The following is a 26,309-nucleotide window of genomic DNA, read 5'->3' on the forward strand; positions in this document are numbered from 1 at the left end:
TGTCATTCCATTTATAATAACGGCATTAAATAGCAGCCATAAAGGAATCTTAATTGTAATTAAGAAAATTGCTCATTATTAAATAACCACAATCGCACTCCCTTGTATGTTCCTAATGAAAGTTATATTTGCAGATGTAGAATATTCATCCACTTTATTTCTTAAGACGCTCCAGCAAGTCTCTTTCAAAAACACCGGTAGATTTGCATTCAACCGGTTTTACTTTGTCATTTCCATCGGGCGCGGTCAGGCCAGCTACGCCCGTAACGCTAACCGCGATATTGCTTCCCTCGCCGGCCGACCATACCTGCGTCACAATACGATAGTGTTCCTGAATATTTTGCGTCTGACTTAACATTGAACAATCCAGATACTGCGCGCTCAACTCCGGATCATCGCCAGCGGCGGCGATAATCCCGGTGCCGCTATCTTCAACGGTACTATTCAGCCCTTTTTCCCGATAATGCTGAGTTACTGCATTAAACAGTTCATCAGGTTTGCGGTTACCGATTTTGGCAGCCTGAGCGCCTGCACTCATGCCAGCAGAGGGCATATCCGATGGTGCATCTTGCATCCCGGTTTTCACTGGCCCGTACACATTAATACATCCTGCGAGACTCACCGCGCATAAAGTAATTAATACATTACGCATTATTTATGCCTTAGCGATAATACAGCGTTGTGCAACCGGCAAGTACAATACAAACCATCACTACGGTGAACAGTTTTAACTTCATTATTAACTCCTTTATTGTATTTTATGTATTACAAAAGTAGAAAGGCACAGTTATTCGTTATACAAGTAAAATCAAATTACTAATATACATTGTTATACATCGGCCATTTATCCGAAATAAAATGTAAGAAATTGCAGAATTAAAACAAAGCGTCAACCAGTAGAATTTGCTTCACGCCCCGTTCTTATATCACATTATTGTATAATTAGTACATTATAAGATAGCACTGAAAGTACAGTTAAGCAGAAATATGATTAAACGCTATAGTTCTGGCGAAGGATGTACGTAAAGCCTTTTCATTACATTTTACCGGGCTTATGAAAAAAAATTTTGCAAAGCAATCGCCGCCTGGCGGCAATAGCCAAACATATATGGTTTTGCCCCGCAGGCATTAAGCAAATACGTGAATGACGAATTAATTTTGAGGCGCGAGAAATTATTAAAACCGGTGATAATAATTGAAACACTCGCGCCATCCCTGCTGTGCCCCACTGGTGACGGTATTACAGCGCCGTATTTGCACTCTGCTGGTAATGAATGCTTTCAGATTGAGGCGCCTTCTGCCGGAGTAACCTTCACTGCCCATGAAGCTTCCGATTTATAGCCATGTTTTACGTGCTATTGAATTTATGCCGCAGCACGCATAAACCCTGTTTGGCTGGGCTGCAGTGAATATGCAAAGTAATGGTCACGATCGGCAATAAGATATCGCCCACGCTAAATATCATCGGCAGAGCGTTTGTTGATATTTCAGTGTTCCACTCAGCATCGCTGGCATCTCTATTTTTGGATTAACGGGTATCTTTCACGTTAAACGATTACAGATGCAGGATGAACGACCGGTGGTGTTATCGAATAATCCAGTTTATGAGAAACGGTATATCGAAGATGCGGCCAGGGATCGCTGCGAATTGAGCAGAGCGGTGCTCAATGAGCCACTGCGCCACCAAACGCTGCGGCTGCCGGGTGAATGGGCTTAGCCGGTGCGAATCAATAGATTAAAGAAAAAAGCCCCGGAAAACCCGGGGCCTGGTACTTGCAAACATCATTGTTGGGCAACAGGATGCGCGATAATGGCTGTGTGGTCAGTCGCTGCGCGCTACTTCGCAGCGAGGGCGGTTTTCATTGCGGCTACCGCAGAAGGATCTACACGATAGCGCATGTATTCGTCGGCAACTTCGCCAGAGGCCATTGACACAGCGCTCTGGCGCCAGCGCATTGGGGAAGGTTCCTGCATCCCCGCTGAACTGTGGACTTCTTTGACACCTGCTTCGATAAACTCAGACAGGTTTGCCAGACGCACGCCCGCACCGGCCATAATGATTGGAGCACCGGAATGCTTATTTAGTTCCCTGATTAATTCAAGACCGGCGCTGGCGTTCTGCTGCTGGCCGGAGGTCAAAATACGCGCAATCCCTAATTCTCCGAGACAATCGCTTGCTGCACGGGGATCGCGACACATATCGAACGCGCGATGAAAAGTCACCGCCATTCCGGATGCCGCCTGCATAATGCGCTTCATGCGTGGAACATCAATCTCGCCGTCTACGGAAAGCGCGCCGACAACCAGCCCCGGGAACCCTGCATCACGCACAAAAGCGATATCATCCAACATCACGCTAAACTCATCGCGGGTGTAACAAAAATCGCCGCCTCGCGGTCGAATAATTGGATGAACGGGAATCGATACACGCTGGCGCACGCCGCGTAAGACACCAACGGAGGGGGTTAACCCCCCCTCTTTCGGGGCACTACATAATTCAATACGGTCGGCACCGGCCCGCTCTGCGTTGACCGCACATTCCAGGCCATAACAACAAATTTCCAGCAACACCATAGTAACCTCACTCGCGCGCGCTATCTGGCAGGTTTTAGTTAAATGTTACAAACACAGTTTATGCGTCATCCGAAAGGACACGTTCGCTGGCGACAATATCCTCCAGCGCATACGGATGAAATTTTATCGTCACTTTACCGTCCGTAACCGCAAATGTAGGGTTTTCCAGCCGTTCTCCGGCCCCTTTCGGCGCGCTGATTTTCACGCTAATACCGGGTTCGCGCAGCCCCTCATCGCTGAGCAAATTCAGCGCGCGCGTATTTAATGCACCCGGCTCGCCCTCCAGTACAATCTCAATGTGTTCCCAGCCTTCGTGTGGATAGCGTTTTTCTCCCGGCCAGGGCAATTCGATTAGCGTAAAGCGCCAGTGCGCCACGCACAGCGGCTCCCGCAGGCGAAATAGACAAATCAACCGGCCGTTGATCGTGCTTTCATTCATTAATTCGCCGCAGCGTAGCAGGCCCGCACGCCAGCGCTCAGCGGTACTATTTTGATGACAGCGCAGCGAAATATGATCGGCGTATAGCGGCGTGATATTGAGACCAATACGGCGCGTTAGAGATAAAAGTGCGCGTTCAAAATGCGGCAAATCAACCGCTAAATCCTGGAGTTCCGGACAACTATCCCAGCGCATAACACGCTCCTTTCATGACATTAGGTGATGCTCGTGGTTTTTATCGGCAAACGCCGCAGCCATAGGCCAATACGCGGTGACGGTAACCCGACATCGCACGTTGCAGGCCAGGCCCCCGCATATAACCGGTGCGGTTAAACGATGGGTATCGCCGATCCGCCGCTTAATCTACCCATTTTCTTCTCCCAACGCCAGGCGCCGCGAATGCTGACGCTGAGCGCGAAATACAGTATACTTTCGCCTTTGTTTTTTCCACGCGCGCACGCCTGCGCACAGCGGCGCAAGGCGTGCTAAAAGTAAGGTAACCCGGTGAATATTCAGGCTCTTCTCTCAGATAAAGTCCGTCAGGCTTTGATAAGCGCAGGCGCTGATGCCGATTGCGAACCTCAGGTTCGGCAATCGGCCAGGCCTCAGTTTGGTGACTATCAGGCAAATGGCGTTATGGCGATTGCTAAACAGCTTGGCATGGCGCCGCGACAGTTAGCTGAGCAGGCGATTGCGCATCTGGATTTAGACGGGATTGCCGCCAAAGTTGAAATCGCCGGGCCCGGATTTATTAATATTTTTCTCGACAGAGGCTTTATCGCCGGGCATATCGAAACCGCTTTCGCCAACGAGCGTGCCGGCGTTGCCAGCGTTGAAGCACCGCAAACCATCGTGATTGACTATTCAGCGCCGAATGTAGCCAAAGAGATGCATGTCGGGCATTTACGCTCCACTATTATTGGCGATGCCGCTGTGCGGACGCTCTCCTTTCTGGGCCATCACGTTATTCGAGCGAATCACGTCGGCGACTGGGGGACGCAGTTTGGTATGCTTATCGCCTATCTGGAAAAGCAGCAAAATGAAAATGCTGGCGATATGGCGCTTGCCGATCTGGAAAATTTTTACCGTGAAGCGAAGAAAAATTACGACGAAGATCCCGCCTTCGCTGAGCGCGCCCGCGGCTATGTGGTGAAGTTACAGGGCGGCGACGAATATTGCCTGAAAATGTGGCGCAGGCTGGTAGATATCACTATGGAGCAGAACCAGCTCACCTATCGCCGCCTGAATGTGACGCTGACTCAGGACGATGTGATGGGCGAAAGCCTCTATAACCCAATGCTGCCCGAAATCGTCGCCGATCTGCAGGCTAAGGGGCTGGCGGTAGAAAGTGAAGGCGCGCTGGTGGTCTACCTTGATGAATTTAAAAACAAGGAAGGCGACGCTATGGGGGTTATCGTACGTAAAAAAGACGGCGGTTACCTTTACACGACTACCGATATCGCCTGTGCCAAATATCGTTATGAAACATTGCATGCCGATCGGGTGCTGTATTACATCGATTCACGTCAGCACCAGCATCTACTTCAGGCCTGGGCCATCGTACGCAAAGCCGGTTATGTCCCTGAAAGCGTGCCGCTGGAACACCATATGTTCGGTATGATGCTGGGTAAAGACGGGCGCCCTTTTAAAACCCGCAGCGGCGGCACAATTAAGCTTGCCGATTTACTGGACGAGGCGCTGGAGCGCGCTCGTCGCCTGGTTGCGGAAAAGAACCCGGATATGCCGACTGAAGAGCTTGAACGGCTGGCCAATACCGTCGGCATCGGTGCCGTCAAATATGCCGACCTCTCAAAAAGCCGTACCACAGATTACATTTTTGACTGGGACAATATGCTGGCCTTTGAAGGGAATACGGCACCGTACATGCAGTATGCCTATACGCGCGTGCTTTCCGTATTTCGTAAAGCCGGCGTGAGTGAAGGCGATTTAACGTCGCCGGTGCATATCAGCGACGATCGTGAAGCGGCGCTGGCTGCCCGCCTGCTGCAGTTTGAAGAAACGCTACAAATTGTGGCACGCGACGGTACGCCGCACGTGATGTGCGCTTATCTATACGATCTGGCGGGTCTGTTCTCCGGTTTTTATGAACACTGCCCTATTTTAAGCGCAGAAAACGATGCCGTTCGTCAAAGCCGCCTGAAACTGGCGCATTTGACCGCTAAGACGCTGAAGTTAGGGTTAGATACTCTGGGCATCGAAACCGTTGAACGGATGTAATGTATACCCGATAACTCACATTAATCGGCCCTGCACTCGCAGGGCCAGTTTCTGGATACTTGCCCAATGCATAATTTGCGCCCGGCGAGCTACATCTAACACGCCAGAGCTAAATCACCGCCCCGCCTGTGTGATACGCCGCCGCGTATAGATCCTCAGATTCACCTTCTCTTTAGAGCATATGCAGGTTTAATCCCCGATATTCCCTCTGATACAACGCGCACTCCCGCTATCGCTTACGGGCGCAATTTAACCGTTATTAATTCTTACATAACGCCGTTTTTTCAAAGAAATCAAACTGTGGGGCAACATTGCGTATTCCTCATGGCGCATTTCTGTCCGGATCGGCATTTCTGAATAAAAAAATCAGATAATCCCCAAAAAACCATCTACTCCCTATGGGAGATAAAATAATAATACTTTACAATGGTATGGATTTTTTGGTCTGCGCCAGACTCAACGTGACCTTCCGCAGCCGTTATTTTTTAAGGGATAACTTATGAGCAAGAGTAAATTTTCATCTGGCCGTCGATTGGGATGGCTATGGATTCTGGTGGTCGGAATTCTGCTGGGAGCCGCACTGCTGGCAGGCGGGGCTACCGTTATGCACAAAACCAGCGATACCGAATTTTGCGTGTCCTGCCATACCATGGAGCGCCCGCTGGCGGAATATCAGGGCAGCATCCATTTTCAAAACCCCCGCGGCATACGCGCTGAATGCGCCGATTGCCACGTCCCGCATCAGCCACTCGATTACATGAAAACAAAAATAATGGCCGTGAAAGATGTCTGGGGCGAAATGACCGGGAAAATTGATACCCCGGAAAAATATGAAGCGCACAAGCTGGAGATGGCGCAAAGCGTCTGGAAAACATTAAAAGCTAGCGATTCGGCAACCTGCCGCTCATGTCACAGCTTTCAGGCTATGGACATCCTGGCGCAGAGTGCAGAAGCGCGTCAGCAGCATCCCGTCGCGATTAAAGAAGGCCAAACGTGTATTGACTGCCATAAAGGCGTCGCACATATTCTGCCCGATATGAGCAATCTGGCCGCCGCGGGTGCCAGCGAGCTCTCTTCCGCAGCGGCCCATACGCCGAAAACGGCCACTACGCTCTACGCGATTTCTACGCAGCCTTTCTGGCTCACGAAAGATAAAACTGAGCACAATGACGGCAATCTGATGCCTTCAACGTCACTGCGCGTCATTACGCGTGATGGTGAAATGGTGCAGGCCGAAGTTAGCGGCTGGCAGCAGGACGGCGTCAAAGAAGTCTTTTATGCGGCAAAAGGGAAACGCATCCTGAGCGCGCTATTAGATGAAAAAGCGCGCGCCCGGCTTAAAACACAGGAAACCAGTAAGGATGATGACACCGGGCTTATCTGGCATAAGGTGGCGCTGACAATTTGGGTTCCACAGCAGCAACTCATCAGCGATCGCGACAAAATCTGGCGTTACGCCGCCGATATGATGTCTGCCAACTGTACCGGTTGCCACGGGCTAACGGCGCTCGATCGCTTTAATGCCAACCAGTGGATCGGCGTAGTAAAAGGTATGGCTCCGCGCACATCGCTGAGTCAGGAACAATTGCGCGTGCTGACGCAGTATGTCCAGCAACACGCCAGCGATATGCCTAAAACTTCGTCAGAGAATAAATAAGGAGCCATCAAAATGAACAATAATAAAAAACTGACGCAGAGCGCTATATCGATGAGCCGCCGCCGCTTCCTGACCGGAACCGCCGCATTGGCGGGCATGTCACTAATGTCCGGTCTGTGGCCAAAATCAGTACTGGCGCAGGCGATTGGGGAAGCATTGCCGCAATTCACCGCGCTGCGGCAGGCCCAGCGCGGTATCCTGACCGGCGCCCACTGGGGCGCGTTTGAAGCCATCGTCCAGAACGGACGAATGATCGACACTAAGCCTATTCAGGATGACCCTTTCCCTAATGATTTGATAACCATGGCGCCCCATCAGGTGCATGCGCCGAACCGCGTGAAATATCCTATGGTGCGTAAAAGCTGGCTGGAAGGCGGCCCGCTGAATTGCCGCCCGGAACTGCGCGGCAGAGATGAATGGGTACGCGTGAGCTGGGATAAGGCGCTGACCCTGGTAAGTCAACAAATCGGTCGGCTGCAAAAAGAGCACGGCCCGCAGTCTATCTACGCCGGCTCTTACGGCTGGAAAAGCGTTGGCATGCTGCACAATAGCCGCACTCTGCTGCAGCGGCTGATGAACCTGTGCGGCGGGTGTTTAGATTATTCGGGCGACTACTCAACCGGCGCGGCGCAGGTGATCATGTCGCACGTGGTAGGCTCAATGGAGGTTTATGAACAGCAAACCGCCTGGCCAAATGTCATTGAACACAGCGAACAAATCATTCTCTGGGGCTGCAATCCAATGGTCACGCTGAAAAATAGCTGGAATATTCCCGACCATGTCGGACCATCCGGCTTCCAGGCGCTGAAAGAAAAAGGTATTCGCGCTATCTGCATCGACCCGGTGCATTCAGACAGCGCTAAATACATGAACGCCGAATGGATTGCACCGCGCCCTTATACCGATAGCGCAATGCTCATCGGTATCGCGCATACGCTGATGGCCGAAAAATTACATAATGCCGACTTTCTGCAAAACTGGACCGTTGGGTTTGACAAATTTGCCGCCTATATAAACGGCGAAGACGACGGTGTCGTGAAAGACGCACAGTGGGCCGCCGATATCTGCGGCGTAGACGCTGAAACTATTCGCAGGCTCGCAAGAGATATGGCAAAACGCCGCACCATGATTATGGCCGGCTGGGGGATTCAGCGTCAGCATCACGGCGAACAGCCCCACTGGCTGCTGGTGACCGTTGCCTCCATGCTTGGCCAGATTGGCCTGCCCGGCGGCGGATTCGGCTTTAGCTACCATTACTCTTCCGGCGGCAGTCCAACCGCGCGAGGCGGTATCCTGGCCGGCATTTCCGCAGGCAACGCGCCGGCAAATGGCCCGTCGCCAATCCCCGTCGCTCGCATTGCCGATTGCCTGGCAAATCCGGGCAAAACTATCGACTTTAACGGTGCGAAGGTAACTTACCCGGATGTAAAAATGGTGTACGTGGCGGGAGGAAATACCTTCCACCAGCATCAGGATACCAATAACCTGGTGAAAGCCTGGCAGCATCCTGAAACGATCGTCGTCAACGAACCTTACTGGACCGCAACCGCCAAATTCGCGGATATCGTACTACCAGCGACCACCAGCTATGAGCGTAACGATCTGGAAATGGGCGGTGATTATTCCCAACTTTATGTATTCCCGATGCATCAGTGCGTTCCGCCGCAGCATGAATCTCGTAATGACCTTGATATCTTCATCGGCCTGGCGGAAAAACTCGGCGTTCGCGATGCCTTTACCGAAGGCAAAGATGAGATGATGTGGCTGAAGGGAATGTATGACGATATGAAAGCGCAGGCGAGAAACGCGCACGTAGCGCTCCCGCCGTTTGATATGTTCTGGGCGTCGAATAATTACATCCGTTTCCCGGTTCCTGATGCGAATAAACAGTGGGTACGCTTCGCTGATTTCCGTGAAAATCCGCTGCTTAATCCGCTGGGAACGCCGTCCGGCAAAATCGAGATCTACTCCGACGCGGTGGCAAAAATGGGCTACGCCGATTGTCCAGGCATTCCCACCTGGATGCCGCCGCACGAATGGTACAAAGGGCCGGAAGCGCAGTCTTACCCACTATCGCTTAATACCGCACATCCGGTTAACCGCCTGCATTCGCAGTTAGATAATACGCCGCTGCGCAAAAAATACGCCGTGGCAGACCGTGAAGCAATCTGGATCAACCCGCAGGATGCGAAGCGTCGCGGTATCGCCAGCGGCGATCTTATTCGCGCCTTTAATGGACGAGGGCAAATCCTGGTCGGTGCCGTAGTGACCGAAGATGTACGCGAGGGCGTGGTGCGTATTAGCGAAGGCGCGTGGTACGATCCTATCAATCCGGCAACGCCCGGCTCTCTGTGTAAAAACGGCAACGTCAACTGTCTGACATTTGACATTGGCTCTTCAAGCCTGGCGCAGGGCAACTGCGGCCATATGGCGCAGCTAGAGATTGAAAAATATCAGGCCAGCGCGCCGAAAAATACCGCTCACGCAGTGCCTGCCGGCGCCTGACCGCACGCTGCGCTTCTGGCGTGAAACTATCGACATAGGGGGAGCCAATCGGCTCCCCCTGATATCTTTCCCCCCTCAAGCGGGCCGAGGCGCGGCTTTGATTCACAGGCGCTGCAAGCCCGCGCGTAGAACAAAATTAATCACCCCTACGTTCTGCACATTAATGCTGTCGCAATGTGGGATGCCCGATGCAGCCATTCCGCGCCGCATCAATGGAATTTAACCTTATCTTGCCGTAACTCGGCTTTGTGTCTGGCAATACGCGCTTTTATTTTCACCATACTTCTTTCGGAGCGGATAAATTCACGCTTAAATGCAGCAAGGCGCAGGACGCCTAACCCAAGCCTCCTGCGTCGCTGCGTCTGCAGTTAGCTTTTTGATTAAACGGATAGCTCCCGCAGCAGCGTAAAGGCCGCCGGCATATTATCTTCGCTGACGACAAATGCGCGCAGGCTTTTCATCGCATCGAAACCTTTGGCTATCAGCCCATGGGCATCGGTGGCTATCTGCCAGTGCAAATCTTCGCGCTGCGTTTCCCCCGCAAGCTGCAGCGGTAGCTCAGGCGTTTTCACTTTGACGAGCATCGCCGGCAGCCGCAGTGGGGTTGGCTCGCCGGTCAGGGTTTTTGCCAGCGCCATCGCCGCAAACTGCGCCGGTTGTAAAAAAGGCCGCACCGCGCCGTTAATCTCCGCGCAGTCGCCTAGCGCATAAATGCCTGCATGGCTGGTGCACAGTGATTCATCTACAACAATACCGCGCTTCACGGTCAGGCCCGCATTTTGCGCCAGCGTTACGCACGGGCGCAGCCCCACTGCGGCAACCGCCTCATCCGCCTCGATAACGCGCCCGCTAGCGAGAGAAAGGCGCAGTGCCGCGCTATCCCGCGTGAGTTCAGTCACGCTTTGATTAAGCAGAACCTCAACTCCGGTTTCCGTCAAGCGCCGCATCAGACGAGCGCTAATCTCAACCGGTAATAGTGAAGCCAATAGAGAAGAAGTGCGGTCTATCAGCGTTACCTGTTTTCCCGCCCGGCGAAAATCCATGGCCAATTCACAGCCAATAAGGCCGCCGCCGATGATAACAATGCGCCGGGAATTTCTAAGACGCGGTTCACACGCCTGGTATTCGCACAGGCTATTTAATGTCAGCAGGCGATCCGCGCCCGGAATTGGCGGGCGAATAGCGCAGGCTCCGGTAGCCAGCACCAGGCTGTCATACTGCCAGTGATTATCTTCACTGAAGATTCGCTTAGCCTGTGCGTCTATCTTCGTCACCGCCGTATGGGGGAATAGTTGCACATTACACTGCTTTGCAAACTCTGCGGCGCGCTGTCGCGTCATCGCTGCAGCGGTTTGCGCCTGGCTGATAGCGTGGCTGAGCTCTGGCTTGTTATAGTCATCCGCGCTGTCCGAAGCGATAAGCGCGATCGGCGTTTCCCCGTCGCGTTTGCGGATATTTTTCACCAATTGGCGGGCGGCGAAGCCCGAACCAATAATCACAATTCCGTGATTCATTTCGCCTCCCGCGCCAGTTCATCGAAGACCTCTTTACCGAGAGAGCACTCCGGACACAGGAATCCTTCAGGTACTTCTGTCCACGGCGTATTCGGCTCAACGCCCTGCATCGGCTCCCCTTTTAGCGGGTCATAAATCCACTGGCATACGCTACACTGCATGCAGGGTCCTAAATCGCGCGTTTGCGGAGCCTTATCTGCAGCAGCTGCGGGCGATGAGGGCTGGGCGCTGGGGGCAGTATCGGGCAACGGCGCCAGCGCCCACTGGCGAGCAATATCGCGCCCGTGCTGGCGGCAAACTTCCAGCGCATCAAAATCCGGGCGCCATTTTGCCTTCAGGCTCAGGGACATTTCAAATCCGGCGTCCTGCAAGCGCGTCGACAAACGATCAACCGCCCCGCCGCTCCAGCCGTGGGAGCCGAACGCACTGGCGCGTTTATTACGAAAGCGCAGCCCGGTTAGCTCTTCCAGCAGCCCGGCGACTTTCGGCATCATGACGTTATTCATGGTTGACGTTCCCGCGAGTACGCCTTTAGAGCGGAATACATTGGTCAGGATTTCGTTTTTATCGCTGTGTGAAATATTAAAGATCTTCACCGCTACTCGGGAATCAACCTCGTTGATCCCCTGGGCAATGGCATCGGCCATCATGCGGGTATTATTTGACATGGTATCGTAGAAAATGGTGATACGATCTTCCTGATAATCCGCCGCCCATTTCAGATACAGTTCAACGATTTGCGTGGGATTATCGCGCCAAATTACGCCGTGAGACGTCGCAATCATATCGACCGGTAGGTTAAACCCAAGAATTTCCTGAATCTTCGGCGTGACCAGGCGGCTAAATGGCGTGAGGATATTCGCGTAATAGCGCTGACACTGCTCAAATAATTCATTTTGATCGACTTCATCGTTGAACAGGCGTTCATCGCAGTAGTGCTGGCCGAAGGCGTCATTACTGAACAATACCGCATCACCGGTCAGATAGGTCATCATGCTATCGGGCCAGTGCAGCATTGGGGTTTCAACAAAAATGAGCTGTTTTCCATTGCCAATATCCAGCGAGTCGCCGGTTTTCACTATGTTGAAATTCCATTCCGGGTGATGGTGGTGCCCATTAATTGAATCTACGCCGTTAGCGGTGCAGTAAATCGGGGTGTTCGGAATGTATGACATCAGTTCGGAAAGCGCGCCCGCGTGATCCTCTTCTGCATGGTTAATGATGATATAATCGATGTCATTCAGGTCGATTTCTGCCCGTAGATTTTGCACATAATCACGCGCAAACCTGTGGTCAACCGTATCAATCAGCACATTTTTTTCTTCACGGATCAAGTAACTGTTGTAACTGCTGCCTTTTAAGGTTTTATATTCTGTTCCGTGAAAGTTACGCACTTCCCAATCGCGCTGCCCAACCCAATGAATATTATTTTTTACGTGAATGGCCATCGTTAACCTCAGTAGCATGGTAGAAATATCAATACGTTGCTAATGAGATATCAAAATGCGTGCCAACTTATTAACTTATTGTTTAAAATGAATTTATTTAAAATCATATATAAATATTAAGTCATAATGACTATTTTTATGGTAGTCTTAATGACACTGCGTTTTGTCAAAATGACTACGAGTTTAAACTATGAGTCTCTCCGTCGCACTCCTTGCAAGAATTGCCATTCAGCTACAAACCGGAATTTCTCATCAAGACCGTTTTCAGCGTCTTATCAGTACACTGCGTGAGATATTAGATTGCGATGCTTCCGCTTTGCTTCGCTATGAGCAGCGGCAGTTTCGGCCACTCGCGATTGACGGCCTCTCTCCCGATGTACTCGGGCGTCGCTTCAGACTGGAAGCCCACCCTCGCCTGGAGGCCATTGCCCGTGCGGGAGACGTAGTGCGCTTCCCGGCCGATAGCACTCTTCCCGATCCTTATGACGGGCTAATTCCCGGGCAGGATAGCCTGAAAGTGCACGCCTGCGTCGGGCTGCCGCTTTTTAATAGCCACACGCTTATTGGCGCCCTGACGCTGGATGGATTACGCCCCGATCAATTTGATAACTTCAGCGATGAAGAGCTTCGTTTGATTAGCGTGCTGGCCGCCGGGGCGCTGCACAATGCGCTATTAATGGAAAAACTAGAGCACTATAACGGGCTGCCCGCACCGCTCGCGGCACGAGATGACGGGCCGGAGAATGAAATTAATGAAATGATCGGCCTCTCGGCCGGTATCCAGCAATTAAAAAAAGAGATTGATGTGGTCGCTCCCACCGATTTGAATGTGTTAATCAGCGGGGAAACGGGTACCGGCAAAGAGCTGGTGGCGCGCGCCATCCATTTGGGCTCGACGCGAGCGCACAAACCACTGGTCTATTTAAATTGCGCGGCGCTGCCGGAAAGCGTCGCAGAAAGTGAGCTGTTTGGTCATATCAAAGGGGCTTTTACCGGCGCAATTAGCCACCGCAGTGGCAAATTTGAGATGGCACATGAAGGCACGCTTTTTCTCGACGAAATCGGTGAACTTTCTCTGCCGCTTCAGGCCAAACTGCTGCGCGTACTACAATATGGCGATTTGCAGCGCGTTGGAGATGACAGAAGCCTGCACGTTGATGTACGCGTCCTGGCCGCTACCAATCGGGACCTCAAGCAGGAGGTCCTGGCCGGAAATTTCCGCGCCGATTTGTTTCATCGTTTGAGCGTATTTCCGGTTAGCGTGCCTTCATTACGTGAGCGTGGCGAAGACATTGCGCTACTGGCGGGCTTCTTTTGTGAGCGCAGCCGCACGCGGCTGGGATTGGCCCGCGTCGCGCTGGCTGCGGAAACGCTGACCCTGTTAAAACGGTATTCGTGGCCCGGGAATGTTCGCGAACTGGCGCATACGCTATACCGGGCGGTGGTTCTCGCTCGCGCGGCGCAGGCCGGAGACGAGCTTCGCTTACTTCCTTCGCACTTTGCTTTACAGGCAGAAGAAAGCTCTACCGTCATCGGGTCTGAAAGTCCTCTGCAAACAGCCGAAGTCTCTACGTCGGCAAATGACACACTACGCCACGCTACGGATGAGTTTCAGCGCAGGATGCTACAAAATACACTGGCAGAAAATCACAATAATTGGGCAGCATCGGCCCGGCAGCTAGACGTTAATGTTGCCAATTTGCACAGGCTTGCAAAGCGACTGGGGTTAAAGTAGGAAAGACGCTATTCATTAACGCGCCGGATGCATGAAGTCAGCCCAGGGCGGGCTGACTTGTGTTGCGGTTAAGTATTATGCCAGGCGAGGAAATGTCGCGACTTTTTGCTGTAACTGGCTTTCCGGGCTGCGCGGTATTACCGCGTTCAGGTCGCGTATAAACGCGCGCTGCCAGCAGTCAATATCGTTTTGTTCAATGATTTTCATCATTTCGCTGTAACGCGACAGCCGTTCTGCCAGCGGCATCGTCAGCGCACGATGCAGCGCATCGGCCACTTCATCACGATCGTAAGGATTGACGATAAGCGCGGAAGTCAGCTCGTGCGCCGCGCCGGCAAATTTCGACAGTACCAGCACGCCGGGGTTTTCCGGATTCTGCGCCGCTACATATTCTTTCGCGACCAAATTCATCCCATCGCGCAGCGGCGTTACCAGCCCTACATCCGCATGACGGTATACTTTCATGAGTAAACGTCGATCAAAATGCTGATTCAGGTAGTAAAGCGGCGTCCAGCCCAATTGCCCGTATTTACCGTTAATACGCCCGGCTTCGGTTTCCAGTTGATGGCGAATATCCTGATAAGCCTGTACATCGCCGCGTGAAGTCGGCGCAATCTGCGTATAGCGAATATTACCGTGATGCTCCGGGTAACGCTCCAGTAATGATTCAAAGGCCAGGAAGCGCTCCGGCAGCCCCTTAGAGTAGTCAAGACGCTCTACGGAGAAGATATTTTTCAGGCTGATCAACTCCTGCTTCATCTGCGCAAGTTTAGGAGGAAGCGACTCAGCGGCCTGCTCAGCAATGTCACGCGGTTCAACCCCTATCGGATACACCGCGGTGCGGAAGTTTTTACCCCAGGCGCTATACCCCCGGGCATCATTGCCTGTAAGCCGGGTTTTCATCGCTACGCCATCCAAAAAGGCAGCGCTGTCGCTTTGGGTTTGAAAGCCGAGCAAATCATAGTCGCACAGTTGTTCCAATAGTTCTGCGTGCGGCGGCAGTGCGCTAAAAATTTCCGGCGTAGGAAAAGGGATATGTAAAAAGAAGCCAATGCGGTTGCTGACGCCGCGTTTCCTCAATTCATGAGCGAACGGCAGTAAATGATAATCATGCACCCACAGTACGTCATCCGGCTCGATGAGCGGCAGGAGCTTTTCTGCCAGTAGCGCATTCACCTGCTGATAACCTTCCCACGCTTCGCGCTGATAATTCACCAGATCCAATCGGTAATGAAAGGCGGGCCAAAGCACCGCATTTGAAAATTGGCAATAATAGTCCTGGTAATGCCGCTCACTTAAATCAAACGTTGCCCAGCTAATATTGTCCTGGGTCACTGTATTTAGCGGGGCGGTCTCATCACCGGTATCACCGCTCCAGCCGAACCAGAGGCCTCCCGCGCTTTTTAACGCGCCGAGAATGCCCACGGCCAGCCCGCCGGCCCCGCTTTTTTTATCATCAGGGGGAGCGACCCTATTTGAGATCACGATTAAACGGCTCATTGTCGGTTCTCCTCAGGATTGCCTGCGTCTATTTCTTTAAACTGGCGAACAGTGTTGTCCAGCCATTTCCAGACGTCGCTAACGTCCTCCAGGCGCCGCTGCGCCCGGGTTTCGCCGTCACCGACTTTGATGCTAATCCCTTGCCGACGGTTTACAGCGTCAAATCCGAGTTCATCCGTAAGATCGTCACCTAAAAATACCGGGATGCGCCCGATAAATGGCGCCTCCTGCATAAAGGCATCAATCGCCGTACCTTTGTCACTCCCCTTTAACTTCACCTCAATCACACATTTGCCGGGTTGCAGGTCAATCTCTTCATGAATTGCTGCCAGTGATTCAGCAATTTGCCAGATAGCCTTCTCGTACTGAGGCGCCTGACGATAATGTAATGCGAACGCCGCGCTCTTTTTTTCCAGATGCGCGCCTTTCAGAGGCTGGAGTTCAGTGGCCAGCGCGCTGGCTATCCGCCGTTTAAGATCGGCATCGAATTGAGTAGCGTGCGATATTCCCGCGGCATCGCGTCTTTCTGCGCCATGCACCCCCGCCAGCGGTAAATGCAGCGGTGCAGAAAGGTGGTCGAGTTCAGTCATCGATCGCCCTGACACCAGCGCTACCGCACCATCGCAGTAATCCACCAGTTTTTTTAAAGTTTTCTTAACGGTATCAGGTATTAAAACGCTATCAGGATGGGGCTGAATTTCAGCCAGCGTGCCGTCAAGATCGAAGAAAAATGCGTATCTGCCAGGGCTAAGGGGGGGAACGGATGCTACTACTGTCACTTTGGCGCTCCTCCTTACCGGTTAATTAAATGCCAGAATTGATTAAAACCTAAACAGGTTTATCGACATCGGTCAGTAAGTATAGACAATGTGACGGGGATCGCCATTTTGCGGGTAAGGGCTGTAAGGTTGAAATTTGCTGACGCGTTCGGTTTTAAGAAGCGTCGGCAAAGTTAAGCCTGTTTTCATAAACAGGCCGTGAGTAATTATAGATAAAGCGTAGACGGGAATATGCAAAGGCTGGAACGGTACCTCACGAACGGAGAAAGCATTAATGCGTTTCTGACCGCTTTTCCGGGCGCTCAAATTTCAATTCAAGCAGCGCTATAGCTTTTTGGACTGCGCGCCGTGTAATCGGATCTATACCCGCTTCCGAGGCAGAAAAATCGATACTCTTCAGTTGATCCGCCATTTTATCGCGCACTTCTACCGGTGCAATGACGTCAATCACATCTAAAATCTGGCGAATGACAAGCTGGCAGGCGACAACATCGGATACCAGTTCGTCTTCAGCGCTCAAACGTTGAGTCATTCTACTCTCCCATTAGATTTTCATTTTCGCCATTTTACCTCTATCGATAAGCAAAAGGTACGTTCGGCCTTTCCGTGAGCCTTAAACCAGAAATTCTGTCGCTAAACCACGTAATATTTCCGATAACCTACGAACGATACCACAATGCAGCCCACCCTTGCGTAAAGATATAATTACACAAACTGTAACGTCGATTTGACGAATTGCCCTAATTTTCGTACCCTCTCGCCCATCATAAATGGAAGTTTCCCAGAGGAATACAGTGAAAAATCGCGCTTTTGGCAGCATGTTTATTGTCGCAGGAACCACAATTGGCGCAGGAATGCTGGCAATGCCGTTAGCCGCCGCAGGTGCGGGGTTTAGCGTAACCGCGCTATTACTGTTTTTTTTATGGGCATTAATGGTATTAACCGCTCTTTTATTAGTCGAAGTCTGGCAGTCAGCCCCTCCGGATATGGGGCTAGGCACGCTGGCACGGCGTGAGCTGGGCCGTACAGGGCAGTGGCTGGCCGGTGGCAGTATGCTGTTCTTGATGTATGCGCTAACGGCCGCTTATATTAGCGGTGCCGGCGAACTGATTGCCGGCAGCGTTAACGACTGGTTCAATAGCGCTTTTTCTCCTACCGCTGGCGCATTATTGTTTACGTTCATTGCCGGAAGCGTGGTAAGCGCCGGGACGCACGCCGTGGACTTTTGTAATCGCGGGCTGTTTAGCGCAAAGCTTATTATGCTGGTGGTTATGCTGGCGCTGATGATGCCACACATCCATCGGGTGAACCTGACAACACTACCGGTTGAACAAGGCCTGGCGTTATCCGCCATTCCCGTACTTTTCACTTCATTTGGTTTTCACGGCAGCATTCCCAGTATCGTGAAATACATGGGAGGCGATACTCGCCGCCTGCGCAAGATTTTTATTTTGGGTAGCGCTATTCCACTGGTTGCATATTTGCTCTGGCAACTTGCGACTCTGGGCGCCATTTCAGGAGAGACTTTTCTCGGCATCCTGGCCGCTAATAGTGGGTTAAATGGCTTATTACAGGCGATACGCAACACTGTCACCGCCCCAGGCGTAGAATTAGCGGTGCATTTGTTTGCTGATTTGGCGCTCGCTACCTCTTTTTTAGGCGTAGCACTTGGTCTGTTTGATTATCTTGCAGATATGCTGCGCCGACGCGGCAATTTATCCGGGCGTTTGCAAACCGGGTTAATCACATTCTTACCCCCACTAACGTTTGCCGTATTTTATCCACGCGGGTTCGTGATTGCCCTGGGCTACGCAGGCGTGGCGCTGTCAGTACTGGCGCTGATACTTCCAACACTGTTGGCATGGCGTATACGCCGTCGTATTGAAAATACGGCTGGCTGGCGAGTCCCTGGAGGAACGCCGCTGCTGTGCGCGGTATTCGTATGTGGTTTGGCAGTCATTGGAATTCAAATGTGTATTACCGCAGGGGTGCTACCCGAGGTAGGTTAATAGAGTGTCTATATTGGGACATACGCCGGCGGATGCGGTGCATGTCCCCTTTCCTGTCAGCAAATCCTTTCTTGTTTATTGCGCACTCGCGATACGCCACCGGACGTTATCCCAGTCTGAAATATCGGAACAGTTTGAGTCTGGTGTCTGGTGTCTGGTGTCTGGTGTCTGGTGTCTGGTGTCTGGACATTACGCCATGCTGCGACTATCTGCCAGTGAATAACAGATATTCCCGATAGAGAAAAGACATTGCCCGAACGTTGATTTTCGGACACAAAAAAACCGCCTTTGCGGGCGGTTTCACGACACTGCTTATCATTGATTTTATTGCTTTATTCCCATGGTACCCGGAGCGGGACTTGAACCCGCACAGCGTTGCCGCCGAGGGATTTTAAATCCCTTGTGTCTACCGATTCCACCATCCGGGCTCGGGAAGAAATTGGAGGCGCGTTCCGGAGTCGAACCGGACTAGACGGATTTGCAATCCGCTACATAACCGCTTTGCTAACGCGCCAAATATTTCCCTTGCGGGTTGTACAAAGCAAGGCCTCATACATAAATCTGGAGCGGGAAACGAGACTCGAACTCGCGACCCCAACCTTGGCAAGGTTGTGCTCTACCAACTGAGCTATTCCCGCATAATTATACAATGATAATTACTTGATTCTTTTTATCTTCTGGCGAACCGTGCCGCCGTTCGATGCGATGCATTCTACTTACCTCACGCAATGAGTCAACGAAATTTTCTTCGGTGTTGACTCGTTTGCTGAAAATTACACCGGATAGATCATGGCTCAAGCAAATCGCCGCGCGCGGCATTGAGATACTGGAACATAGACCAGAAAGTTAAAAGCGCTGCGACAAAAAACAGCGCGATGCCAGCATATTCTATCGTTTGATTCGGACGCCATAGCATTCCTATCAGTGCCAGCATTTGCGCGGTGGTCTTCACTTTGCCGATCCAAGAGACGGCAACGCTGCTGCGTTTTCCAATCTCAGCCATCCATTCTCTCAGGGCAGAAATAATGATTTCACGTGCGATCATCGTTGCAGCCGGTAACGTGACCCACCAGCTATGGTAGTGCTGCACCACTAGCACCAGCGCAATTGCCACCATCACTTTATCGGCTACGGGATCTAAAAATGCGCCAAATCGCGTACTTTGATTCCAGCGGCGCGCCAAAAATCCATCAAACCAATCGGTTATAGCAGCGAGACAAAATATGAGCGCACAGAGAAAAGGTGCCCAGTGAAATGGCAGATAAAACGCCAGCACAAAGAAAGGAATAAGAACTACGCGAAAGAGCGTGAGTAAAGTTGGAATATTGAGTTGCATAGCGCCGCTAACTGTCTGTCATCAGTGAAATTATGTCTATGTTGCTACATAGCCTTTAATGTTTCAATGCGTAGTAGATCTTTTCTGCAAGTGTTTGGGATATTCCCGGCACTTTTGCAATCTCTTCAATACTAGCGTTCTTTAACGGCTGCAATCCTCCCATATATTTGAGAAGCATTTGCCGCCGTTTAGGTCCAATCCCTTCGATAGTTTCCAGCGCACTGGTGTTTTTCACCTTGGCTCTCTTTTTGCGGTGCCCGGCAATCGCATGATCGTGAGACTCATCGCGTATATGTTGAATAACGTGGAGCGCGGGCGAATCAGGCGGCAGGGCAAAACCCTCCCCTTCAGGTTCCAGAAACAGCCTTTCCAGGCCCGCTTTACGATCGCTTCCTTTGGCAACGCCTAATAAAAGAGGATGCCGCTTATCCCACTCAACGTCCAGCTCATTAAATACCGCTTTTGCCTGCGCCAGTTGCCCTTTACCGCCATCAATCACAATGATATCGGGTTTTTTGCTGTCCTCCAGCGCTTTTCCATAGCGCCGGCGTAATACCTGATTCATTGCGGCATAATCATCGCCTGGCGTAATGCCTTCAATATTATAGCGGCGATATTCAGCGCGCAGCGGTCCATCGGCATCGAAAACCACGCAGGAGGCAATAGTTTGTTCACCCATTGTGTGGCTGATGTCAAAACACTCCATCCTGCGTATCTCATGCCTGCCGAGCACCTGGGCCAGCGCACGCAGGCGCTGTGTAATTGTAGAGTGCTGCGAGAGTTTCGTCACCAGCGCCGTGGCGGCGTTGGTGCGCGCAAGTTTTAAATAGCGCGCTCTGTCTCCGCGAGGACGCGTCTGTAAATAGATTCGTCGACCCGCCTGCTCACTCAGCGAGCCTTCCAGAACCGTTTTATCCGTAAGCGCATAATCAAGCAGTATTTCCCCTGGCAGCGTGCGCATCTGGCTTCCTTGCAGGTAAAATTGCCCGATAAAGGTCTCAACAACTTCGTCGAGCGCCGTATCGGCAGGCACTTTCGGGAAATAACTCCGGCTCCCCAGGACTTTCCCCTGACGGATAAATAACACGTGAACGCACGCCATTCCGGCATCATAGGCCACGCCAATCACGTCTAAATCGTCACCACCGTTAGAAACGAACTGCTTTTCTGTAACTTGTCGCACCGCCTGAATCTGATCGCGCACCCGCGCTGCTTCTTCAAACTCCAGGCTAGCGCTGGCGGACTCCATGCGGGATATCAGGCGATTAATAACCTGATCGTCTTTCCCCATTAAAAATAGGCGCACATAGTCAACCTGACGGGCGTATTCTTCTTCACTGACCAGACCGGCAACGCACGGCCCCAGACAGCGACCAATTTGGTACTGCAGGCAGGGCCGGGAACGATTGCGATAAACGCTATTCTCACACTGGCGTATGGGAAAAATCTTTTGTAATAACATGAGTGTCTCCCGAACGGCGTAACCATTAGGGAAAGGACCAAAATACTCACCTTTAGCATGTTTTGCGCCGCGATGTATCGCCAGGCGCTGGTGAGGATCAGCGCTTAAAAAGATGAAAGGATAAGATTTGTCGTCACGCAGAAGCACGTTATAGCGCGGCTGATAGAGCTTGATATAGTTATGCTCAAGCAATAGTGCTTCTGTTTCTGTATGCGTGACCGTTACATCGATATGATGGATTTGCGCAACCAGCGCTTCCGTTTTACGGCTCGCCAGATGGCTGCGAAAATAGCTTGAGAGGCGCTTTTTTAGATCTTTAGCCTTCCCGACGTAAATCACCGTCTCCCGTTCATCATACATGCGATAAACGCCAGGTTTACTGGTGACTGTTCTCAGGAAGGCTTTAGCATCAAACGCATCTTTCACTGATCTGATAATGTCTCCGCGCTACACAGGCCATGACGAATGGCAAGATGGGTTAACTCTACATCGCCACTGATATTGAGTTTGCTGAACATACGATAACGATAGCTATTGACCGTTTTAGGGCTAAGGTTTAGCTGCTCAGAAATTTCATTCACTTTTTGACCACGGGTAATCATAAGCATAATTTGCAGTTCACGCTCAGATAAACTGGCGAAGGGCGATGCCGTTTTCGCTGGCTCAATCTGGCTCAGCGCCATTTGCTGTGCGATATCAGAGGCAATATAGCGCTGCCCGGAATGCACAGAGCGAATCGCGCTGACCACTTCCTGTGGCGCTGCGCCTTTGCTTAAATAGCCTGCAGCACCTGCCTGCATTACTTTTGCCGGCAGCGGATTTTCAGTGTGTACAGTAAGCATAATCACTTTAGTGTCACTGCAGGCACGCGCGATTTTTCGCGTCGCCTCAAGGCCGCCGATACCCGGCATATTCATGTCCATCAGAACCACATCCACGGGAGTATTACGGCAGAACTTCACGGCGTCTTCACCACAGTTGGCCTCACCGATCACTTTAATACCTTTAATATCTTCCAGGATGCGTCGTATCCCTGCGCGCACCAGTTCGTGGTCATCAACAAGAAGGATGTTGATCAAAAATATGTCTCCAGAAAGGGGATAACGCTGCTGATAGTTAATTTGTCATATATTAACTTTTTTTAAGTCACTTTTAAAATGCAAATTTTACGCACAGCAATATGTGTAAATGCGTAACTATTTTGACATTTTCACTGGTCGTTAGCCTTGTCCGGCACGGACCAGATAAAATAGTTATGCATACCAACGCACATATTAGTCAAATGAATTATTTTATATTAACAGCGTCACCTATTTACGCATCTATTTGTATTACCATTAATTAACCTAGAGTAAACCGGATTAAAACAATAAAAACAGATGCAACCTCTCCAAAGTAACTTATCACTCCCACTATTGCAAAACACCTTGTGTTAAAAAATCGTGCCCTCAGCCCGCCGATAATAGATTTTTCTGTACTTATGGTATACTGCCGCGCATGAAATATATGCCGTCGTAAAGCGCGGTATCTCCGAAAAGAAGAAGAGGAATCTAATGAGTACGCCTGATTTTTCCACCGCTGATAACGCTCAGCAATTGGCTATGGAAGTAAGCTGTCTAAAAGCGCTTTTTACACAAATGCTTAAAGCTATGGGCCAGGCTGACGCGGGCAAAGTCATCGTCAAAATGGAAAAGGAAATCGCGCAAATGGCGGATAAGTCTCAGGCTGATGCTTTTACGCAAACCGTCCAGCAAATTAAACAAGCTTACCGCCAATAATTTTTACGCTGAAGGCCTCTGCCTTCAGCGCCATTCATGGTAAAGCATGAACAATGCTAAACAATTACATCACGCCCACCCGCGAAACATTCAACTCATCAATATAAAATATCGATGGATATTTTTAACCGGCATTTCATTGCTCCTGCGCGCTACTATTGAAATTGCTAATCGCCTTTGCTGGAACACGATAAAAGAATGTGTTCATCAGGGACATTGATTAACCACCACAAATAAAATGACGCCAGCCTTTCTGACGCTCACCGTTTCATTTCAGCATAGCGAACCGGTGCCGTTAAAAATACCCCTCACACATCCTACCGCTCATTTAAAATGTTCGATGTGACGTTTGCGCCTGCGATTTTAGCCCACGACTATATTTTTCCGCTGATATCACTCGCGCTGTCAAAGCCACTCTGAAACTTCGCCAAAAACTGCCGCGTTCGCTGGTGCTGCGGATGTAAAAACAGATCCTGCGCCGCGCCCTGCTCAACAATACGACCTTCATCCATAAAAATCGCGCGGTCAGCTACCTCACGCGCGAAATTCATTTCATGAGTAACAATCACCATAGTACGCTTTTCCGCAGCAAGGTGACGTAGCGTATTCAGCACCTCGCCCACCAGTTCGGGATCGAGCGCTGAAGTCGGCTCATCAAACAGAATAACTTCCGGGCGCATTGCTAAAGCACGCGCAATCGCAACGCGCTGCTGTTGCCCACCGGACAAACGTTGAGGAAAGCTTGACGCTTTATTTTTAAGCCCGACTTTCTCAAGCAGAGACATCGCCTGCTCAACCGCCGCCTGCCGGGGTTCTCCTTTGACGATAATCGGCCCTTCGATAATATTCTCAAGCACGGTCCGGTGAGGAAAAAGATTAAAGCTCTGAAATACAAATCCCACCCGCTGACGCAATTTGCGAATAAGCTTTTGCTGCTTTTTTAACGGTTTGTCAGCATCAATCGTGATATCCCCCACGCAAATAATGCCGCTATCCGGCGTTTCAAGAAGATTAATACTGCGCAGCAGCGTGGTTTTCCCGGAACCACTGGGTCCGATAATCGCCACCACTTCCCCCGGTTGAACGTCGAGCTGAATGTCATGTAACACGCGCTGCCCGTGAAATGTTTTTACCAAATGCGTAATCGTGATGGCGCTCATTTCTGTTCCCTCTCCTGGCGACTTAGCTGGCGTTCAAAGTAGTTTTGTAAGACGGATAACGCACTTGCCATAACCCAATAAATCAATGATGCCGCCAAATACATAGTAAATACCTCCAGGGTACGCGAGGTAATTAGCTGCGCCTGCCGGAATAATTCTGGTACCTGAATAGTCGCGGCCAGCGACGTATCTTTAACCAGCCCGATAAAACTATTGCTAAGCGGCGGCAGCGCTACGCGCCCTGCCTGCGGTAATATAGCCCGACGTAATATTTGCCACTTCGTCATACCAAGACTGGCGGCGGCCTCTTTTTGTCCTTTATCCACGGACGCAATTGCCGCACGCAGCGTTTCTGCCGCGTACGCCGCCATATTCAATGAAAGGCCGATCATCGCCGCAGGAATAGGATCCAGTTCGATACCAAATTGCGGTAAACCGTAATAAATCATAAATAACTGAGCAATCAGCGGCGTCCCGCGAAATAGAGAAATATAAAATCGCGCCGGCCATGACAGCACCCAAAACCCTGACAGGCGCATTAAGGCCAGTAAAAAGCCGAGTAATAAACCAAAAAACATACCTGCAATGCTTAATTGAAGCGTAAATACCGCGCCATGAAGTAAAAAAGGTAAGGCGTCTATAATCGATTGCACACTGTTTTGCATGGGAAGATATCCTGATGCCTCCCCGCAGACTTGCGAGGAAAATAATTAACTCATGGGATGATAGGCAAAAAGCGCCGGAGCGCCGCCGGTATGAATAAACAGTAGCGGCCCGTGGCCTGGGAAACGCGCCTGCTCAAGGCCTTTGATTAAGCCAGCCATCGCTTTGCCGGTATACACCGGGTCCAGCAAAACGCCCTCTAGCCGGGCTAATAACTTCACTGCCGCATTCCCTGCATCGCTCGGTATTCCGTAGCCCGGAGAGTACCAGGAATCCCATAGCGTGATTTTCGCGGGCGCCTTTAGTGAAAGCAGTGCCGCGGTGGATTGCTGTAGAGCGGAAACTCGCCCGGACTGGGCCGTGGCATCCCGAGATACGGTCACGCCAATCACGGGAGTGTCAGGCATAACGGACGCCATTCCCACACCCAGCCCGGCCTGGGTTCCGGCACTGCCGGAGGCAACAATCACGGCGGCGGGCGCCAGCCATCCGGCACACTGTGCGGCAATTTCCTGCGCGCAGGCAACATATCCCAGCGCGCCGAGAGGATTTGACCCGCCCGGCGGGATGATAAACGGGCGAAATCCCTGCGCTTCGAGCCGCGTAGCCTGTTCTGCGAGCCGTTCCTCCGGATGGTTTAACGCTTCACAGTAAATCGATTCAACGTGATAAAGATCGAATAGCAGGCGGTTGCCGTTGGAAAGATAATTCGCTGCCTGTATTCCGGCTGGGTTTTCAAGCAGCGCGACGCAGTGCATACCTAATCGTGCCGCAACGGCCGCCGTTTGCCGAACGTGATTAGATTGAATCGCCCCGGCTGTCAGTAGAGTATCCGCCCCTTCATTCAGAGCGGCCGCCGCCAGAAACTCCAGCTTACGCAGCTTATTTCCACCCGGGGCAACGGCCATCACGTCATCCCGTTTAATATAAATTTCTCGTCCCAGATAATCAGAAAGACGAGATAGCCGCTGCAGCGGTGTCGGACCTCCCACTAATTCAATGCGGGGATACTCAGCGAGCCGTGCCAGCGTCATGTAATCTCCAGTAAAAATCAGTCCGATTCGTCCGGCGGTGAAGAGGCGGGTTCATAGTGCAGATTCCCGCCATAGTTGCCGCTTACACGCCTGGCAGATCACCATTCGCCGCTTATCTTTCGCATGACGATAGCCGACGTTTAAAGTGCGCGATGAAAAGCATTGATGGCAAATAGGGTGAGAATCGCTTAGCGCATCCGGATATATCATCAGGTACTGGCCCCGTTCAGGCAGCGCCATCCAGTTTTCTTCCATACGACTATCCACTGAAGGAACGTACAGTACGATTAACCCAATCACAGGAATAATAATGACTATTACAACCAGCAATAATGCCGCGTCCATCTTCTCTCCTGATACTCCCCTTTTCGATACGATGTAGAACGCATTAAGTCGCAACGAAAGTCCGCATATTATTTATGGTTATAGTCTGAATGGCGCGTTTTCGCCATTCCAGGCCGCTTTCCGTGCAGGGTAT

General features: G+C 51.3%; 22 protein-coding genes and 3 tRNA genes. 7 read left to right on the top strand and 18 right to left on the bottom strand.

Annotated elements, in window-relative coordinates; translation table 11 throughout:
- Positions 1–154: 154 nt before the first annotated feature.
- Complete coding sequence (locus SFA31_RS16040) at positions 155–652, bottom strand: hypothetical protein (protein ID WP_322838892.1); 498 nt, start codon at positions 650–652, stop codon at positions 155–157.
- A gap of 909 nt (positions 653–1,561) precedes the next feature.
- Here SFA31_RS16040 and SFA31_RS16045 point away from each other — a divergent pair.
- Positions 1,562–1,717, top strand: coding sequence for a hypothetical protein (locus SFA31_RS16045; protein WP_322838893.1), 156 nt, complete (start codon positions 1,562–1,564; stop codon positions 1,715–1,717).
- A gap of 119 nt (positions 1,718–1,836) precedes the next feature.
- Here the strand turns inward: SFA31_RS16045 and cutC are convergent, their stop codons facing one another.
- Positions 1,837–2,574, bottom strand: coding sequence for a copper homeostasis protein CutC (cutC, locus tag SFA31_RS16050; RefSeq protein WP_322838894.1), 738 nt, complete (start codon positions 2,572–2,574; stop codon positions 1,837–1,839).
- A 58-nt stretch (positions 2,575–2,632) separates the two neighbouring features.
- The gene (locus tag SFA31_RS16055; RefSeq protein ID WP_322838895.1) at positions 2,633–3,208 is read right to left on the bottom strand and encodes a VOC family protein; all 576 of its coding nucleotides are present in this window, start codon (positions 3,206–3,208) and stop codon (positions 2,633–2,635) included.
- A 309-nt stretch (positions 3,209–3,517) separates the two neighbouring features.
- Here SFA31_RS16055 and argS point away from each other — a divergent pair, with 309 nt between their 5' ends.
- The 3 genes from argS to torA all read left to right on the top strand — a co-directional run bounded on the left by argS (position 3,518) and on the right by torA (position 9,413).
- Positions 3,518–5,251 (top strand): arginine--tRNA ligase, encoded by a 1,734-nt coding sequence (gene argS / locus SFA31_RS16060; RefSeq protein ID WP_322838896.1) that lies wholly within the window; start codon positions 3,518–3,520, stop codon positions 5,249–5,251.
- Between the two features lie 499 nt (positions 5,252–5,750).
- Complete coding sequence (locus SFA31_RS16065; RefSeq protein WP_322838897.1) at positions 5,751–6,908, top strand: NapC/NirT family cytochrome c; 1,158 nt, start codon at positions 5,751–5,753, stop codon at positions 6,906–6,908.
- Positions 6,909–6,920: 12 nt separating this feature from the next.
- Positions 6,921–9,413 (top strand): trimethylamine-N-oxide reductase TorA, encoded by a 2,493-nt coding sequence (torA, locus tag SFA31_RS16070; RefSeq protein ID WP_322838898.1) that lies wholly within the window; start codon positions 6,921–6,923, stop codon positions 9,411–9,413.
- A gap of 380 nt (positions 9,414–9,793) precedes the next feature.
- Here the strand turns inward: torA and norW are convergent, their stop codons facing one another.
- Together norW and norV are read right to left on the bottom strand one after the other, a co-directional pair.
- Positions 9,794–10,927 carry an NADH:flavorubredoxin reductase NorW gene (gene norW, locus SFA31_RS16075; RefSeq protein WP_322838899.1) on the bottom strand — a complete coding sequence of 378 codons (1,134 nt, stop codon included), beginning with the start codon at positions 10,925–10,927 and terminating at the stop codon, positions 9,794–9,796.
- Positions 10,924–12,375, bottom strand: a complete 1,452-nt coding sequence (norV, locus tag SFA31_RS16080; RefSeq protein ID WP_322838900.1) for an anaerobic nitric oxide reductase flavorubredoxin — start codon at positions 12,373–12,375, stop codon at positions 10,924–10,926. The genes norW and norV overlap by 4 nt, the downstream gene beginning before the upstream one ends.
- Positions 12,376–12,565: 190 nt before the next feature.
- On the opposite strand from norV, the gene norR reads away from it, so the two are divergent.
- A complete protein-coding gene (norR, locus tag SFA31_RS16085; protein WP_322838901.1) occupies positions 12,566–14,110 on the top strand; it encodes a nitric oxide reductase transcriptional regulator NorR in 1,545 nt (514 codons plus the stop codon).
- A gap of 75 nt (positions 14,111–14,185) precedes the next feature.
- Here the strand turns inward: norR and otsA are convergent, their stop codons facing one another.
- From otsA to SFA31_RS16100, 3 genes are all read right to left on the bottom strand, one after another.
- Entirely contained in the window at positions 14,186–15,610 is a 1,425-nt protein-coding gene (gene otsA, locus SFA31_RS16090) for an alpha,alpha-trehalose-phosphate synthase (RefSeq protein WP_322838902.1), read from the bottom strand.
- Positions 15,607–16,389: a trehalose-phosphatase gene (gene otsB / locus SFA31_RS16095; RefSeq protein WP_322838903.1), complete on the bottom strand. Its 783-nt coding sequence runs from the start codon at positions 16,387–16,389 to the stop codon at positions 15,607–15,609. The genes otsA and otsB overlap by 4 nt, the downstream gene beginning before the upstream one ends.
- Before the next feature lie 271 nt (positions 16,390–16,660).
- Positions 16,661–16,921 carry a DUF2766 family protein gene (locus tag SFA31_RS16100; RefSeq protein WP_322838904.1) on the bottom strand — a complete coding sequence of 87 codons (261 nt, stop codon included), beginning with the start codon at positions 16,919–16,921 and terminating at the stop codon, positions 16,661–16,663.
- 262 nt (positions 16,922–17,183) lie between these two features.
- Here SFA31_RS16100 and tyrP point away from each other — a divergent pair, with 262 nt between their 5' ends.
- Entirely contained in the window at positions 17,184–18,398 is a 1,215-nt protein-coding gene (tyrP, locus tag SFA31_RS16105; RefSeq protein WP_322838905.1) for a tyrosine transporter TyrP, read from the top strand.
- Positions 18,399–18,739: 341 nt separating this feature from the next.
- On the opposite strand, the gene SFA31_RS16110 is transcribed toward tyrP, so the two are convergent.
- The 6 genes from SFA31_RS16110 to uvrY all read right to left on the bottom strand — a co-directional run bounded on the left by SFA31_RS16110 (position 18,740) and on the right by uvrY (position 22,275).
- A tRNA-Leu gene (locus tag SFA31_RS16110) sits at positions 18,740–18,826 on the bottom strand.
- 12 nt (positions 18,827–18,838) lie between these two features.
- Positions 18,839–18,912 (bottom strand) — tRNA-Cys (locus SFA31_RS16115).
- Between the two features lie 48 nt (positions 18,913–18,960).
- Positions 18,961–19,036 (bottom strand) — tRNA-Gly (locus tag SFA31_RS16120).
- 149 nt (positions 19,037–19,185) lie between these two features.
- Complete coding sequence (gene pgsA, locus SFA31_RS16125; protein WP_322838906.1) at positions 19,186–19,734, bottom strand: CDP-diacylglycerol--glycerol-3-phosphate 3-phosphatidyltransferase; 549 nt, start codon at positions 19,732–19,734, stop codon at positions 19,186–19,188.
- Between the two features lie 55 nt (positions 19,735–19,789).
- Entirely contained in the window at positions 19,790–21,622 is a 1,833-nt protein-coding gene (gene uvrC / locus SFA31_RS16130) for an excinuclease ABC subunit UvrC (protein ID WP_322838907.1), read from the bottom strand.
- The gene (uvrY, locus tag SFA31_RS16135) at positions 21,619–22,275 is read right to left on the bottom strand and encodes a UvrY/SirA/GacA family response regulator transcription factor (protein WP_322838908.1); all 657 of its coding nucleotides are present in this window, start codon (positions 22,273–22,275) and stop codon (positions 21,619–21,621) included. Before uvrY ends, uvrC begins: the two co-directional genes overlap by 4 nt.
- Positions 22,276–22,749: 474 nt before the next feature.
- On the opposite strand from uvrY, the gene SFA31_RS16140 reads away from it, so the two are divergent.
- Positions 22,750–22,974, top strand: a complete 225-nt coding sequence (locus SFA31_RS16140) for a DUF2594 family protein (protein WP_322838909.1) — start codon at positions 22,750–22,752, stop codon at positions 22,972–22,974.
- A gap of 374 nt (positions 22,975–23,348) precedes the next feature.
- Here the strand turns inward: SFA31_RS16140 and tcyN are convergent, their stop codons facing one another.
- The 4 genes from tcyN to SFA31_RS16160 are packed head-to-tail and all read right to left on the bottom strand — an operon-like array spanning position 23,349 to position 26,176.
- Positions 23,349–24,134 carry an L-cystine ABC transporter ATP-binding protein TcyN gene (gene tcyN, locus SFA31_RS16145; RefSeq protein ID WP_322838910.1) on the bottom strand — a complete coding sequence of 262 codons (786 nt, stop codon included), beginning with the start codon at positions 24,132–24,134 and terminating at the stop codon, positions 23,349–23,351.
- On the bottom strand, positions 24,131–24,799 hold the full coding sequence (gene tcyL, locus SFA31_RS16150; RefSeq protein WP_322838911.1) for a cystine ABC transporter permease: 669 nt from the start codon (positions 24,797–24,799) through the stop codon (positions 24,131–24,133). The genes tcyN and tcyL overlap by 4 nt, the downstream gene beginning before the upstream one ends.
- Positions 24,800–24,844: 45 nt before the next feature.
- Positions 24,845–25,831, bottom strand: a complete 987-nt coding sequence (locus SFA31_RS16155) for a D-cysteine desulfhydrase (protein WP_322838912.1) — start codon at positions 25,829–25,831, stop codon at positions 24,845–24,847.
- 51 nt (positions 25,832–25,882) lie between these two features.
- On the bottom strand, positions 25,883–26,176 hold the full coding sequence (locus tag SFA31_RS16160) for a hypothetical protein (RefSeq protein WP_322838913.1): 294 nt from the start codon (positions 26,174–26,176) through the stop codon (positions 25,883–25,885).
- Positions 26,177–26,309 lie beyond the last annotated feature (133 nt).

It is taken from the genome of Erwinia sp. HR93 (genome assembly GCF_034555055.1).
Taxonomy (GTDB): Bacteria; Pseudomonadota; Gammaproteobacteria; order Enterobacterales; family Enterobacteriaceae; genus Apirhabdus; species Apirhabdus apintestini.

What these genes read in the sequence shown, in the direction of transcription:
- tcyN (WP_322838910.1), bottom strand. Translation starts at nt 24,134, where the DNA reads ATGAGCGCCATCACGATTACGCATTTGGTAAAAACATTTCACGGGCAG.
- norV (WP_322838900.1), bottom strand. Translation starts at nt 12,375, where the DNA reads ATGGCCATTCACGTAAAAAATAATATTCATTGGGTTGGGCAGCGCGAT.
- SFA31_RS16045 (WP_322838893.1), top strand. Translation starts at nt 1,562, where the DNA reads ATGCAGGATGAACGACCGGTGGTGTTATCGAATAATCCAGTTTATGAG.
- SFA31_RS16140 (WP_322838909.1), top strand. Translation starts at nt 22,750, where the DNA reads ATGAGTACGCCTGATTTTTCCACCGCTGATAACGCTCAGCAATTGGCT.
- SFA31_RS16160 (WP_322838913.1), bottom strand. Translation starts at nt 26,176, where the DNA reads ATGGACGCGGCATTATTGCTGGTTGTAATAGTCATTATTATTCCTGTG.
- norR (WP_322838901.1), top strand. Translation starts at nt 12,566, where the DNA reads ATGAGTCTCTCCGTCGCACTCCTTGCAAGAATTGCCATTCAGCTACAA.
- SFA31_RS16055 (WP_322838895.1), bottom strand. Translation starts at nt 3,208, where the DNA reads ATGCGCTGGGATAGTTGTCCGGAACTCCAGGATTTAGCGGTTGATTTG.
- tcyL (WP_322838911.1), bottom strand. Translation starts at nt 24,799, where the DNA reads ATGCAAAACAGTGTGCAATCGATTATAGACGCCTTACCTTTTTTACTT.
- otsA (WP_322838902.1), bottom strand. Translation starts at nt 15,610, where the DNA reads ATGAGCCGTTTAATCGTGATCTCAAATAGGGTCGCTCCCCCTGATGAT.
- SFA31_RS16065 (WP_322838897.1), top strand. Translation starts at nt 5,751, where the DNA reads ATGAGCAAGAGTAAATTTTCATCTGGCCGTCGATTGGGATGGCTATGG.
- cutC (WP_322838894.1), bottom strand. Translation starts at nt 2,574, where the DNA reads ATGGTGTTGCTGGAAATTTGTTGTTATGGCCTGGAATGTGCGGTCAAC.
- SFA31_RS16040 (WP_322838892.1), bottom strand. Translation starts at nt 652, where the DNA reads ATGCGTAATGTATTAATTACTTTATGCGCGGTGAGTCTCGCAGGATGT.
- SFA31_RS16100 (WP_322838904.1), bottom strand. Translation starts at nt 16,921, where the DNA reads ATGACTCAACGTTTGAGCGCTGAAGACGAACTGGTATCCGATGTTGTC.
- torA (WP_322838898.1), top strand. Translation starts at nt 6,921, where the DNA reads ATGAACAATAATAAAAAACTGACGCAGAGCGCTATATCGATGAGCCGC.
- norW (WP_322838899.1), bottom strand. Translation starts at nt 10,927, where the DNA reads ATGAATCACGGAATTGTGATTATTGGTTCGGGCTTCGCCGCCCGCCAA.
- SFA31_RS16155 (WP_322838912.1), bottom strand. Translation starts at nt 25,831, where the DNA reads ATGACGCTGGCACGGCTCGCTGAGTATCCCCGCATTGAATTAGTGGGA.
- pgsA (WP_322838906.1), bottom strand. Translation starts at nt 19,734, where the DNA reads ATGCAACTCAATATTCCAACTTTACTCACGCTCTTTCGCGTAGTTCTT.